At 62.2% G+C, this 12,172-nt stretch carries 14 protein-coding genes; 6 read left to right on the top strand and 8 right to left on the bottom strand.

Translation table 11 applies throughout. The features are described from left to right. Positions 1-8: 8 nt before the first annotated feature. The 4 genes from BN69_RS13045 to BN69_RS13030 form a co-directional block, all read right to left on the bottom strand. Positions 9-755, bottom strand: coding sequence for a 4Fe4S-binding leucine-rich repeat protein (locus BN69_RS13045; RefSeq protein ID WP_244434946.1), 747 nt, complete (start codon positions 753-755; stop codon positions 9-11). A 35-nt stretch (positions 756-790) separates the two neighbouring features. Next, complete coding sequence (locus BN69_RS13040; RefSeq protein WP_014892091.1) at positions 791-985, bottom strand: 4Fe-4S binding protein; 195 nt, start codon at positions 983-985, stop codon at positions 791-793. 264 nt (positions 986-1,249) lie between these two features. Further along, a complete protein-coding gene (gene nifA, locus BN69_RS13035) occupies positions 1,250-3,034 on the bottom strand; it encodes a nif-specific transcriptional activator NifA (protein ID WP_244434945.1) in 1,785 nt (594 codons plus the stop codon). 250 nt (positions 3,035-3,284) lie between these two features. After that, entirely contained in the window at positions 3,285-3,764 is a 480-nt protein-coding gene (locus BN69_RS13030) for a hypothetical protein (RefSeq protein WP_014892089.1), read from the bottom strand. A 347-nt stretch (positions 3,765-4,111) separates the two neighbouring features. On the opposite strand from BN69_RS13030, the gene BN69_RS13025 reads away from it, so the two are divergent. After that, positions 4,112-4,414, top strand: coding sequence for a hypothetical protein (locus BN69_RS13025; RefSeq protein WP_014892088.1), 303 nt, complete (start codon positions 4,112-4,114; stop codon positions 4,412-4,414). A gap of 203 nt (positions 4,415-4,617) precedes the next feature. Next, complete coding sequence (locus BN69_RS13020) at positions 4,618-6,645, top strand: thioredoxin domain-containing protein (RefSeq protein ID WP_014892087.1); 2,028 nt, start codon at positions 4,618-4,620, stop codon at positions 6,643-6,645. Between the two features lie 20 nt (positions 6,646-6,665). Here BN69_RS13020 and BN69_RS13015 read toward each other — a convergent pair whose 3' ends face one another. Further along, positions 6,666-7,292, bottom strand: a complete 627-nt coding sequence (locus BN69_RS13015; protein WP_014892086.1) for a class I SAM-dependent methyltransferase — start codon at positions 7,290-7,292, stop codon at positions 6,666-6,668. A 165-nt stretch (positions 7,293-7,457) separates the two neighbouring features. On the opposite strand from BN69_RS13015, the gene mtnC reads away from it, so the two are divergent. From mtnC to BN69_RS13000, 3 genes are all read left to right on the top strand, one after another. Continuing rightward, positions 7,458-8,144 (top strand): acireductone synthase, encoded by a 687-nt coding sequence (gene mtnC / locus BN69_RS13010; RefSeq protein ID WP_014892085.1) that lies wholly within the window; start codon positions 7,458-7,460, stop codon positions 8,142-8,144. A 59-nt stretch (positions 8,145-8,203) separates the two neighbouring features. Beyond that, positions 8,204-8,533: a 2Fe-2S iron-sulfur cluster-binding protein gene (locus tag BN69_RS13005; RefSeq protein WP_014892084.1), complete on the top strand. Its 330-nt coding sequence runs from the start codon at positions 8,204-8,206 to the stop codon at positions 8,531-8,533. Positions 8,534-8,658: 125 nt separating this feature from the next. Next, a complete protein-coding gene (locus tag BN69_RS13000) occupies positions 8,659-8,907 on the top strand; it encodes a hypothetical protein (protein WP_244434944.1) in 249 nt (82 codons plus the stop codon). Between the two features lie 32 nt (positions 8,908-8,939). On the opposite strand, the gene BN69_RS12995 is transcribed toward BN69_RS13000, so the two are convergent. The 3 genes from BN69_RS12995 to BN69_RS12985 form a co-directional block, all read right to left on the bottom strand. Then, the gene (locus tag BN69_RS12995) at positions 8,940-9,590 is read right to left on the bottom strand and encodes a cysteine dioxygenase family protein (RefSeq protein WP_014892082.1); all 651 of its coding nucleotides are present in this window, start codon (positions 9,588-9,590) and stop codon (positions 8,940-8,942) included. Between the two features lie 133 nt (positions 9,591-9,723). Beyond that, positions 9,724-10,827: an aminotransferase class III-fold pyridoxal phosphate-dependent enzyme gene (locus tag BN69_RS12990; protein WP_014892081.1), complete on the bottom strand. Its 1,104-nt coding sequence runs from the start codon at positions 10,825-10,827 to the stop codon at positions 9,724-9,726. Between the two features lie 57 nt (positions 10,828-10,884). Next, positions 10,885-11,355, bottom strand: coding sequence for an SRPBCC family protein (locus BN69_RS12985; RefSeq protein WP_014892080.1), 471 nt, complete (start codon positions 11,353-11,355; stop codon positions 10,885-10,887). Positions 11,356-11,580: 225 nt separating this feature from the next. Between BN69_RS12985 and BN69_RS12980 the strand changes: the two genes are divergently transcribed. After that, positions 11,581-12,045 carry a J domain-containing protein gene (locus tag BN69_RS12980; protein WP_014892079.1) on the top strand — a complete coding sequence of 155 codons (465 nt, stop codon included), beginning with the start codon at positions 11,581-11,583 and terminating at the stop codon, positions 12,043-12,045. Positions 12,046-12,172: the final 127 nt, after the last annotated feature.

The raw sequence follows: 12,172 nt of genomic DNA, 5'->3' as shown, positions 1-12,172 counted from the left end.
CTCTCCGTTCACTGTTGCGCTTCGTCCAGGCGCGCCTGGACGAGGCGCCTCACTTCCGGATCAGGATCGTCGCGCAGACGCGCCAGCAATTCCGTCCCACATCGCTCCGCCACCAGGAAGCGGACTCGTAAATCGTCGTCGGCGACGAGCAGTTCCAGCTGCGCCGGCGCCAACCGCTCTGCAATAATCATGCGCACGCGGGGTTCGGGATCGCGCGCCATGGCCGGAAGCTTGTCGAGGGCGATCCGACGCGCCGCTTCGCAGCGCACCTGCGGGTCGTCGTCATTCGTGGCGCCGGCGAGAATATCGGGCGGCGCGCGACGCGCCGCAATCAGGCGCACGCCGCTGTCTTCATCGAAGAGCAGCTTGACGAGGCCGGCGCCCTCGACTCGCTGGGCCATCGCCATGCGCACCTTGCGGTCGCTGTCGACGATCAGTTTTTCGGCGAGACGCAACGGCAGACGTTGCGCCACCATGGCTCTGACGTCTGGCTCCTCATCATCGATCAGCGCGCGCAATTGAAAGACGCTCGCATATTTCACCGCGCCGACGCGCAGTTCAAAATAGGGATGATCGAGATACTTCGCAGACTCTTGCGGACTCGCGGCGAAGAATCGATCTATGCGGCGCGCCCTTCGGTCGCGCACGCAAACCTGGCCGAGATCACAAAGGCCTTTCTCGCGAATCTCCACATGCGGACAATCGCGGCAGGACAGGAAGTTTCCAAGCCAGTCGACGGCGTCCATGCGATCCATGCGATGCATCGCCCCGCTCAGCCGCGCTTAGAGCGCTATGCCGGCACGCATGTGTTTTCGACGGGGCAGACGACCGCACATTGCGGCGTGTCGAAATGCCCCTCGCACTCGGTGCATTTCTTCGGGTCGATGATGTACATGTCGTTCTTGAGGCGAATCGCCGCATTCGGACATTCGAATTCGCAAGCCCCGCACACGGTGCATTGTGAGGCGATAATTTTGTACGCCATGTCGCGATTCCTCATGGATTCACTGCAAGCTTTTCCACTCCCTTCAAATCGCATGCCAGTCGCGCGTCACGCCGGTTTGCCCCACCCGCAGGCCGCGGGACGATGGCCGACGATCGCATGCGCGCCTGCAAACTCGCGGGTCAAGGTCAGTTTAGCCCGGCCGCCTCAAGGCTCGTTCGTTCGTCCCCTTCGGGTGGAACGATGCAGCCCGCTTGGCCGCAGGAACTGAACAAATGTTCTAAATACGACAATCGCCGGATGCGGTCAGATGCGCTTTATTTCGATGTTGTATTTCTTCAGCGCATAATTGACCTGGCGCAGCGACAGGCCGAGCAGACGCGCAGCCTTGGCCTGGACCCAGGCGGCCTTCTCCATGCCCTCGATGAGGCGCTCGCGGTCGATCATCTTGCGGGAGGACGCAAACCCGTCGCCCTCCTCCTCCCCGGCGGCGTCCAGCCGCGACGAGGCCTCTCCGACGAAGGTCGACGCCGACGCAGCCGCGCCGCGGCTCGCCGACGCGATCTCCTCAGGCGGAGCGGGGGCGCGCAGGCCGGACGGTTCGGCATGCGCATGCTGATAGGCGCCGCTGGCGCTGCTGGTCCACAGCAACGCCGAAAGGCATTTGCCAGAGGCGCAGGCGAAATCATGATCGACGATGGTTTCGTCGCGCGCCAAGGTCGCCGTGCGGCGCACGCAGTTTTCCAGTTCGCGCACATTGCCCGGGAAGTAGCAGCGTTGCAGCGTCTCGATGGCGCTCGCCGAGAGTTCGTGCCTTTGATCATTTTCGCTGTTGAACTTCTCGATGAAATTCTGCGCCAACAGCGAAACGTCGCCAGGCCTTTCGCGCAGCGGCGGCAGGAACACCGGCACGACGCTGATGCGGTAATAGAGGTCGGCGCGGAACTCGCCCTTGTCGACGGCCTCTTCGAGATTCTTGTTGGTCGCGAAAACGAATCGGACATTGACTTTCAAGGTCTTCGATCCGCCAACCCGCTCGAATTCGCCTTCCTGCAGCACGCGCAGCAGCTTCGCCTGGAAGGCGGGAGAGATTTCGCCGATTTCGTCGAGCAGCAGCGTGCCGCCATTGGCCAGTTCGAAGCGCCCCGCGCGCTGCGCGACGGCGCCCGTGAACGCGCCCCGTTCATGCCCGAACAGCTCCGATTCGAGGACGCTTTCCGGCAGCGCGGCGCAGTTCAGCTTGACGAAGGGCTTGGCGCTGCGGCGCGACAAGTCGTGCACCGCGCGTGCAAAAAGCTCCTTGCCTGTGCCGCTCTCGCCGCGCAGCAGCACGGTCGAATTGGACTTCGCGACGATGGCGATGGTGTCGAGCACTTCCATGATCGCCGGGCTCTCGCCGATGATGCCGGGGACGTCGGGCCGCTCTCCACGAATCTCCTTGGGCAGGCACGAGACCAGCGCCTTCTCCAGCGTGCTGCATTCATTCAGCAGCCGCTGCCGGTCGGCCGAAAACATGCGGTGCAGCTTCACCGTTTGGCCGATCAGATTGGCGATCATCGTCAATAAGCGCAGATCGGCGTCGAACGCGTAGGAGATCCAATCTTCTGACGTGCGATTGATCGACAGCGTCCCGACGACGCGGCTATCGCTCTTGATCGCAACGGCGAGGAAGGAGACTTTCGCGCCGATCGCCCGGGTGATCGTCCCCGCGGCCGTCGCGAACAAGGGGTCGCGGGACACGTCCTCGACAATGACGGGCATGGCGGTGGCGACAAGCCGGTCGATAACCTTGGTCGGCAGCGTGTCGATCGGCCTGCCGCCGTCGCGGCTGGTCCAACCCGAGGTCGCGACGATCTCCGGATTGCCGTGCTGATCAAGGATCGTGATCATCCCCAATTTCATATCGAGGAAAGAGCTGAGCACGGCGACGACATTGCCCAGCGTCTGCTCGAGACGGGCCGGCGCGGTCAGGATTTTCGAGATTTCATAAATGCCGAGCAGCGCCGTATCGGCGGACGGGGGTCTCGCCCGCGGCGGCTTTGCCGCCATGCCTTCCGTGAGCAGAGAGCGTGAAGTGGCTACGTCGTCCATGGCCGCCTTCCTCGAACAGCCGCCGTCAGCCTGGAGCCACGGTTTCCGTTCGCACATGCGAGGATCGATTCCGATCGTCTCGCGCGGTTCATAGTTTGTTTGATGCAAGAACCACGCAAAGCGGCGCCGTGTCGCCCCAGCGCCGCGCGCATTGTCTGGTTTACGACAAGGTCGACGCGGCAGCGGCCGAAGCGTGACATTGGCGGGAATTTTTGTTGCGGTTGCGACATGGCCGTGTCTTGCGCATCGATTACACGCTGCCCTGCGCCAGTTCCTCGATCACCTTCCAGCCGACGCTGCCCTGCGGATCGGCGCGGGAGAGGATATCGAGATATTCCTTTGCGGTTTCGCTGCGGCCCCGCTTCAATTCGATGAAGCTCAGCGCCTTCAGCGTATAGAGCGCGAAGCGCGCCGGCCCGTCATGCGCCTCGGCCGTCGCCGGCCAAGCCGTAGGATCGCTCGGCCAACCCGCCTGACGCGTGGCCTCCTTCATGCCTTGCGCCGCGACGTCGGCGGCGTAGTCGAGACTGCCCATGTAGGTGTGAATTTTGTACAGGCAGTAATAGGGCGCGAGTTCCTGCGGCGTCAGCGCCAGCGCCTGCTTGAAGAGACTGTCGGCCTTTTCTCGGTCGGTCCGATAGGCGACGACGCCCTGCTGCAGGAGTTCGTTGGTCTTTGGGTCGAGTTCGCCAAAGTTCACGACGTCAGCATCGGCGCGCGGAGTGTTCATGGCCGGCTCAAAGCAATCGCTGAGCCACATAATGAGCGACATCGCTTTCGCGCCGGCCGCGGTCGATCACAAGCGAGAAGACCGTCCGGCGAAATCGCGCCGCGCCGGCCACGCCGTTCACGCTTATTAGAGGGACGTCTTCGGCGGGATGGGCGTGGCGCTTTTCTATGCTTCTCAACGCCTCTTGCCTCATTCAAAAGCAATTTCCGCGACTCTTCGCGCAAAACGAAGGTCAACGACGCACAAATGGCACGCAGTTTGCGTGCGCGCCGGGCACGCGGGGGCCGCCCGAAAAGCCAAGGCGCGCAATCGCGGACACATCAAGCAAATGAAAAAAAGGGCCAGGAATGATACGCGAATTCCGCTACAAGGGGGAAACCTTCCGGGTGAACGCGCACGGCTCTCCGGGCCATGAGGAAGTGTTTATCATCCATTTGGTCGACGACGAGGAGATGGGTGAAATCTCCATCGACCGCATGACCGAAGAAAACGACAGAGACGCGCCGATCGACGCCATTTGCATCATGCTCTGCGACAAGCTGATCGCCGAACAGGACATCGCCTGCGCCGACGCCGACGGCGCTTTCGTCTGGGTGGAAGGCAAGCGTATCCGCGACGTGCTCCCCAGCAACGAAGTCGCCCCACATTGATCGACGCGCGGCGCCCCTGAGCCAATCAGGCGGAACCAGGCGCCGCGCGCGACTCTCCCTCCCCCGATACGCCTCTTCCCAGCCGTTCAGCGTTTTGCGCCCGGCGAAATCCCTGGCCCGCGGCGCATCGACGAGATCCGCCGGCGGCGAATGGCGCTTGACGTCCGGCAGCCATATGTCATCGAGGCGCGGAGGACCGCTCCATGACCATCGAGACCAATCGGCTCGGTCAAGAGACCAGCCCCTATTTACTGCAGCACCAGCACAACCCGGTGCACTGGCAGGCGTGGAGCGCGGAAACGCTCGCGCTCGCCAAGCAGACGGGCAAACCGATATTGCTCTCGTCCGGCTACGCCGCCTGTCATTGGTGCCATGTGATGGCGCATGAATCGTTCGAGAACCCCGAAATCGCGGCGTTGATGAATGAATCTTTCATCAATGTGAAGGTGGATCGCGAAGAGCGGCCGGACGTCGACTATCTGTATCAACAGGCTTTGATGATGATGGGTCAGCGCGGCGGCTGGCCTTTGACGATGTTTCTGACGCCGGAGGGCCAGCCCTTCTGGGGCGGCACATATTTTCCGCCCTTTGCGCAGGGCGGGAGACCCGGCTTCGCCGAGCTTCTAAAAACCATCGCGGAGCTGTGGCGCGCGCGCGCCAACGCCATCGAACATAATGTCGCCGAGCTCAGCGCGGGACTGGCCAGCCTCTCAGAAACGACTCCCGGAGAGCCGGTCTCTCCCCACCTCGTCGAGAGCATTTGCGCGCAGTTGGCGCAACGGCTCGACCGCGTCGACGGGGGCTTCGGGGCGGCGCCAAAATTCCCGCAGACGACCAGCCTCGACTTTCTCTGGAGGGCCTGGAAGCGAACGGGCCGCGACTCGTTACGGCAAGCCGTCGTTTTGACGCTCGATCATATCTCGCAAGGCGGCGTTTACGACCATTTGGGCGGCGGCTTCGCGCGCTACTCGACCGACAATCGATGGCTCGTGCCGCATTTTGAAAAAATGCTCTACGACAACGCGCAGCTGATCGAACTGCTGACAGAGGTCTGGCAAGACGAACGGCGTGAACTGTATCGCCTGCGCGTGACAGAGACGATCGAGTGGATGACGCGCGAGATGCGCGCGCCCGGCGGCGGGTTCGCCAGCAGTCTCGACGCCGACAGCGAGGGCGAAGAAGGCAAGTTCTACGCGTGGAGCCAAACCGAGATACGAGAAGCGCTCGGCGCGCGCGCGCCATTCTTTGAACGCGCCTATGGCGTCAGCCGCGAAGGCAATTGGGAGCACGGCAAATCCGTTCTCAATCGCCTCGGATCAATCGAGCTGCTGGACGAGGAGACCGAGGCGGCGCTGGCGCGAGACCGCGCCGCCCTGTTCTTGGCGCGCGCGCGCCGCGTGAGGCCCGGATGCGACGATAAGGTTCTGGCGGACTGGAATGGATTGACGATCGCCGCCATCGCAAAGGCGGCGTGCGTGTTTGAGCGTGAGGACTGGCTCGATATCGCCATCGCGGCCTTCGATTTCGTCAAAAGCGCGATGACGACGGACGAAGGTCGTCTGCTGCATTCCTGGCGATGCGCGCGCGCCCGTCATATGGCCGTCCTCGACGACTACGGCGCGATGTGCCGCGCCGCGCTGGCGCTCTACGAAGCCGCCGGCGCGCCGTCTTATCTCGAATGCGCGCGACGCTGGGTCGAGCATGTGGAGCATCATTACCGCGATCGAACCGGCGGCTATTTCTATGCCGCCGACGACGCTGATACGCTGATCGCGCGCGTGAAAATCGCCGAGGATTCCGCGCTTCCCTCCGGCAATGGCATGATGCTGCAGGCGCTGGCGCAGCTTTATTATTTGACGGGCGAGAGCGTCTACCGGGAACGCGCCGAGGCGATCGCGCAGGATTTTGCCGGGACAATTCGCGAGCGCATTCTTGGTTTTTCGTCTTTGTTGAACGGCATGGAAATGCTGCGAGAGGCCTTGCAGATCGTCGTGATTGGCGAAAACGACGCGGCGGATACGGCGGCGCTGAAGCGCGTGATCTACGGCGTCAGTCAGCCCGGTCGGGTCTTGAACGTCATCGCGCCCGCGGCCACGCTGCCTCGCGCGCATCCGGCTTTCGGCAAAACCATGCTCGGCGCGCGCGCCACGGCCTATGTTTGTCGCGGAATGGTCTGCTCATTGCCGATCATCGAGCCCGACGCGCTTGCGGCGGCTCTGCGCGAGACGTGACGCGGTTCTCGCGGCGCCGCCTATTCGCGTCGCCATACGCTCGCCAGCCATGGCTGTTCGCCCGGCGGCGCGCCGCTGGGCCGGTAATAGCGCTCGACCTCGACGAAGCCCGCCATCGACCCGAACGCGCGCCAGCTTTCGGGCGCATGAAACACGCCATAGCGTTCATTGCTCCATCCTTCCTGATCCGCGCCATGCGGAATGGAGCTGAACAGGACGCCCCCCGGCTTCAAAGCGGCGTGGAGCGCGCGCAGGACGCGCGGCAATTCGCTGCGGGGCACGTGAAACAGCGACGCATTGGCGAAGACACCGTCAAAGTGGCGTTCAGGAAGATCGAGCGCGAGAAAATCCTGCAGCCAGACCTCGCATCCGCTGTGAATGCGCGCCATTTCGACGAAGCGCGGCGCTCCATCAAGCCCGATCGCGACATGGCCAAGCGCCGCGAGCGCCTTCAAATCGCGTCCTGGCCCGCAACCGAAATCGAGCAAGGTGAAAGGAGGCTCGCCGCGAATGTGGCTGAGCATCGCCGCGATATTTTGCGAGACGTCGTGGCTGCGCGTTCCCTCCCAGAACGCCTCGGCGCGTTGATTATAGTGTCGCAGCGTGCCGCCCGTGACCGCTTTCAAATCTTCCGAGATTGGAGCCATCGTGGGGCCTCCGAACAGTGGCGCGCGGCGCGACACCATCGCATTAGAGCCTGGCGAGCGAGAATGCGGCACATAAGATGCTTGCCAGAGCGCAACTTTGGGAACAGCTGAAGCGTCGGCGATCCGTGGCGCGGTTGCGACAAGTCTACACCATACGGACCTGCGATGAATGAACCGGTGCGCGCCATTTTGATCGAGCTCGAAGGCGCCGCCGTTCCGATGGCTTTCGTGACCGGGACTCTCATGCCGCTCGCGCAGGCGCGGCTCGGCGCCTTTATCGCGGAACATGCCTCGGACCCGGATGTGGAAGACGCCTTGGAGGAAACGGGGCGTCTCCTCGGCGGATTCGACTTGAAGCTCGAGGAAGCCGAAGCGCTGTTGCTGCGCTGGATGAAGCAGAACCGCAAGGCGACCCCGCTGAAGACGATACAGGGCCTGATCTGGCGAGAGAGTTATGCAGCGGGTGCGATCAAGAGCGAGCTTTATCCCGACGTTGCGGAATCGCTGGGATCATGGGCTGCGTCGGGCCGTCGCCTGTTTGTTTACTCGTCCAATTCGAGATTGGCGCAGCAACTCATGCTGGGCCACGGCGCCTGGGGCGACCTCACACGCCTGTTCGAGGATTTCTTCGACACGTCCATCGGTCAGAAAATCGAACCCGCCTCCTACCGCGCGATCTGTGAGCGTCTCGATTTGCCTTCGGAGACGGTGCTGGCGCTGTCGGGCGATGGGGAGGAATTGGACGCCGCGCAGTCGGCGGGCCTTGCGACGACGCTCATCGCGCGAGAGGGTCCTGCAGACAGTCGCCATACGGTTTGCCCTGATTTCGCGTCACTGAATTTGGGATCGTGACGCGCTGCCGCGCTGCGCCAAGGAAAACATCGCTAACGCCGTCGGGCGGATGGAGAAAGATGGCAAAGTTCACTCTTGAAACCCGTGACGGCGCCAGACAGGACATCGCCGGCAAGAATGGCGTCTCGCTGATGAAACTGATTCGGCGCGCCGGCGTCGAAGAGCTGGTCGCGCAATGCGGCGGCAGTTGCGCCTGCGCGACCTGCCATGTCTATCTCACCTTGCCTCAAGGGATTGAAATGGCCAGCTCCGGACCCGGAGAAAGCCGGATGCTTGCGACAGCCAGCCACCGCAAATTCAATTCGCGTCTCGCCTGTCAAATCAGGTTCGATGACATTTTGGACGGAATGGAAATCCGCATCGCGCCCGAGGATGCGACCGGCTTCTAATCCTCCCGCATGGGTTCGAACGTCAACGGCGCCGCAACGAACGCTCCCGGGAAATTCTATATGGTCTGGAACTTGCTCACCCACCGTGCACGCGGCGCCAAGATGCGAGGTGAGCATCCATGCCAATGAAGGAAGAAAGCGTTCTGCCCGGGAAGTGCTATCGAACGAAGGGCGGCGAAATCAACTCGGAAAAATACACGGTGATCAGCATCACCCGTGGGATCGTCACTTATCAAAGCTGGACCTCCGACCCCAATCGCCTGTCTCTGCGCACGAATACGGGCCTCAAAGCCTTCGCCGAAGTTCTGTTCAAGGAAATTCCCTGCCCGAACAGAGACCCAGGTCAAAAGATCGAATATTTCGATCCCTCATAGGAATTGTCGCTTTCTCCTTTGGATCATTCTCTTCAATCCCGGAGCTCATTCTGAATTGAAAAGATATCGTAAGGAGGAGCGTTTTCCGCATTGGCGTAGCCCAATGGCTGCGCGTCCATACTTTCGCGTGACGCGCCGGTTCGGCGAGTGATCGCTCCGATGTCGCCGCCATAAACATGAATGACGATGGATGTCCGATCATGCAGCGCGTTGCAAAGCTCCACGACCTCCCCGCTCCCGGACGCGCGGGCTTCCACGGCGGGCGCATGCAACAGACGGGACACGCCGGCCTGAGCGCTCTTCGTCGAAGAAGCCTCGGGTTGCTGGCGGTTGACCGCGCCGCGCAACACGCCGGCAATCTCCCAAACCGAAGGCTGAAAGATGGTCACGCAGGCGCCGCCTGACAAAATTGTGCTCACGAGCGAAAAGCGATCCAGCACGTCGCGATAAATCTGGAATTGCTCGCCTCCGGCGGGATTTGGGACGGCGAAGACCGTTGGCAGCCAATCGTCCGTCGTAAACAGCCGGGCCATGAGATCGCGGCCGATCAGCAACACCTCCCGCTCGCTTTCGGCGAGTTCGACCATGGACTGAATGTCCCAGATGAATCGCCGCAGAGCGGGGGGAACAGGATCTCGCTTGACGACTCGCGAATTCGGATCAGCCGCATTTATCTCGGTCATAATGTTGAATGGTCCACGATTTGAGGGATGCGCGCGCGCTTCGTTGAGGTCGCGCCGAGAGCCGCCGACGCCGTTCCGGCCGGATTGGACGGCGCGTCCACGACAGTGAGGCGGAGGCAAACGACTCGCGCGCTCATCGTTCCTCCCGCGCGCAAACCATATCAATGACGGATATCGCCGCATCGACGTCGCTTTCCGCAACTGTGAGCGGAGGGAATAGACCAAGGACCGGCCCCATCGCGCGCGTGAGGAGCCCGTGTTCGGCCAGCTTCGCGCACAGGGGCTCCGCGTCTCCCGCAAGCGTTAGCGCCTGCATCAGGCCAAGGCCATCCAGCGCCGTAAAGGCTGCACGACGTCGATAAAACAACGCGGACAGTTGGTCTTCGAGATACCAGCTTCGGTTCTGCACGCGTTCCTGAAAGCCTGGCGTCGACAGAGCGTCGAAAAGGGCATGACCGGCCAGAAGCGCGGCCGCCTGAACCAGCGCCGAGCCGCCGAGCGCCCCTCGCGCCAGTCTTTGCGTGACGACGAGCGCGGCCAGCGGCGGGGCGTCTGCAGGCGCATGACTGGCGACCATCAGGTCCGGGGTGACGCCTGTCCATTCGTGCGCCCAAAGCATGCCCGAGCGGCCAAGGCCGCAAATGGTCTCGTCGAACCCGAGCATGAGCCCATATTCGTCTGCGGTCTCGCGCAGCCGGGCGAGCACGCTTCCTGGGACGACCTCAAAACCGGCGCGCGTTCGAACCGGAGCGATCAAAATTCCCGCGGTCCTCACGTCGACTTCCGCCTGCACTGCGGCGTGATCGTCCGTTCGGAGAATGACGATCTCGTCATCGCCCTCAAGGCCAGGCGGAAGGCTCGCCGTTCCATCGGCGGGCCCGACGCAGATGATGAACCGGCGGCGCTTGGGACGACCGACGAGGGCATGGTAACGCCGAACCATTGCGACGGCGGAACGCCAGGCGTCGGGCTCGGTGGGAAACAATAATACGCGGTCGCCAAAAGAAACGGGCGAAATCTTCGCGCATAAAGCGTCGGAAGGCGCGGCGGCTTCCGGCGCCGATTGCGGCGAATCCATTGGCGCATCCATGCGCGGCGTTGATCCTGTAGAATTCTCCGGAAAGAAGAGCGATGCGCCGGAAAAGTCGAGCGGCGCGCCGGCGTCGACTGTATCGCCGACGGCGGGTTGGATGTGTCGGTTAGGCTCGCGCGTCGACTCTGTAAATGTGACTGACATGTTGCTCTGAGCTCGCCATTGGTCGCCGCTCAGATGAGCTCGGAGAAGCGCGGCGATTCAGGCGCCGTGCTCGATGAGGTCAGGGAGTCTTTTAGCAAGAGAGTTCAACACGCTCTGCGAGCCTTTGAGCATGACGTCATAGACCGCGTCCGCCGTGGCGGCGGCGTCGATTCCCTCCTGGACGAAAACAAAATGCGTGCCGCCATTCGGCAGCTGCGAGATCGTCCAGGTGACTGTCGTGTCGATATATCGGCCAAAACCCTTCAGCTCGTCATCGCCGCCCGACCAGCGGAAACGCAACATACGGCCGGGCTCCACCGCGAGCACCTGGCATTTGAACTCGCCGTCCCAGCGCTCGATGGGCCGGCTCCAGATCGTGAACTTGTGACCGACCACCGGCTCAACGTCATTTGGAAAGAACCAAACGGCGAGCCATTCGGAATCGGTCATCGCCCGCCAAACGGCCTCGATCGGATGTTCGAGGTCCTTCTCCGTCGTGAGGCTGCGTGTCTGTCTAGCGTCAAGCACCGAGTCTTGCTCCCCTTAGCGGGTGACAAGCAAGGCTCACGCCAAGGCGCGGGGCGCGGAATCCAACATCATGCGATTGTCTCAATTGAAGCACGATCCCGCGGCTCGGGTTCGCGCGTAGCCCGCGCCTTTGGCTTCGAACCTGCATGCCTCATGGCCCAGCTCTTGTGAACGCTTTTGGACAAAAGGCGAAGCGCGGGGTCAGTCCATCCATGAGCGCTGCGTATGACGGACAAAGAGGAATGGGTCGTCTGGAACGGCTCGATGGGAATATTGGATATGGCGACGATCGGCGATATTCAACATGACGAGCACGGCAGGAAGGCGTCTCTGGCGCCGCCCTATGGCGTCGTGGGGCCCTTCGACCTTGACGAACTCGAAACGCTCGGCCGAATCGCCTTTGGCGAATGTCTCGTTATGTCGCGCGAGCGTTGGCGGGAAGATCAGCTCACTCTGCGTCTCGCGGCGCGAGAAAAGCGCCGCACGCTATTGTTGCGGACTGATATCGACGATGACCATGAACATCGCGAAGTCTTACGGCTGCCGTTGGAAGGCCGGCTCAATCCGTCCGAGATCAACGCCGCCTTTCGACAATTGGCCAAGACCGCGCATCCGGACGCCGGCGGCAGCGACGAACAGTACCGTCGTATCGTCGAGGCGCGCGACGCGCTGATGAAGCAATTCCCCTAATGGATCGTCATCATCGAACGACAGCGTGGGCGAGGCCCAGCCTCCAACTGCAATCGACATCCGACAGCTGCCGCTTTTTGCGAAATGAACTTTGCAGTTCTCTCGTGATTTGGGGCGTCATTTGACA

Origin of the sequence: Methylocystis sp. SC2, assembly GCF_000304315.1 — a bacterium.
Taxonomy (GTDB): domain Bacteria; phylum Pseudomonadota; class Alphaproteobacteria; order Rhizobiales; family Beijerinckiaceae; genus Methylocystis.
Note: the sequence above shows the minus strand (reverse complement) of the source record. Positions and strands in the feature narration are given on the sequence as shown.

What these genes read in the sequence shown, in the direction of transcription:
- BN69_RS13045 (WP_244434946.1), bottom strand. Translation starts at nt 755, where the DNA reads ATGGATCGCATGGACGCCGTCGACTGGCTTGGAAACTTCCTGTCCTGC.
- BN69_RS13040 (WP_014892091.1), bottom strand. Translation starts at nt 985, where the DNA reads ATGGCGTACAAAATTATCGCCTCACAATGCACCGTGTGCGGGGCTTGC.
- nifA (WP_244434945.1), bottom strand. Translation starts at nt 3,034, where the DNA reads ATGGACGACGTAGCCACTTCACGCTCTCTGCTCACGGAAGGCATGGCG.
- BN69_RS13030 (WP_014892089.1), bottom strand. Translation starts at nt 3,764, where the DNA reads ATGAACACTCCGCGCGCCGATGCTGACGTCGTGAACTTTGGCGAACTC.
- BN69_RS13025 (WP_014892088.1), top strand. Translation starts at nt 4,112, where the DNA reads ATGATACGCGAATTCCGCTACAAGGGGGAAACCTTCCGGGTGAACGCG.
- BN69_RS13020 (WP_014892087.1), top strand. Translation starts at nt 4,618, where the DNA reads ATGACCATCGAGACCAATCGGCTCGGTCAAGAGACCAGCCCCTATTTA.
- BN69_RS13015 (WP_014892086.1), bottom strand. Translation starts at nt 7,292, where the DNA reads ATGGCTCCAATCTCGGAAGATTTGAAAGCGGTCACGGGCGGCACGCTG.
- mtnC (WP_014892085.1), top strand. Translation starts at nt 7,458, where the DNA reads ATGAATGAACCGGTGCGCGCCATTTTGATCGAGCTCGAAGGCGCCGCC.
- BN69_RS13005 (WP_014892084.1), top strand. Translation starts at nt 8,204, where the DNA reads ATGGCAAAGTTCACTCTTGAAACCCGTGACGGCGCCAGACAGGACATC.
- BN69_RS13000 (WP_244434944.1), top strand. Translation starts at nt 8,659, where the DNA reads ATGAAGGAAGAAAGCGTTCTGCCCGGGAAGTGCTATCGAACGAAGGGC.
- BN69_RS12995 (WP_014892082.1), bottom strand. Translation starts at nt 9,590, where the DNA reads ATGACCGAGATAAATGCGGCTGATCCGAATTCGCGAGTCGTCAAGCGA.
- BN69_RS12990 (WP_014892081.1), bottom strand. Translation starts at nt 10,827, where the DNA reads ATGTCAGTCACATTTACAGAGTCGACGCGCGAGCCTAACCGACACATC.
- BN69_RS12980 (WP_014892079.1), top strand. Translation starts at nt 11,581, where the DNA reads ATGACGGACAAAGAGGAATGGGTCGTCTGGAACGGCTCGATGGGAATA.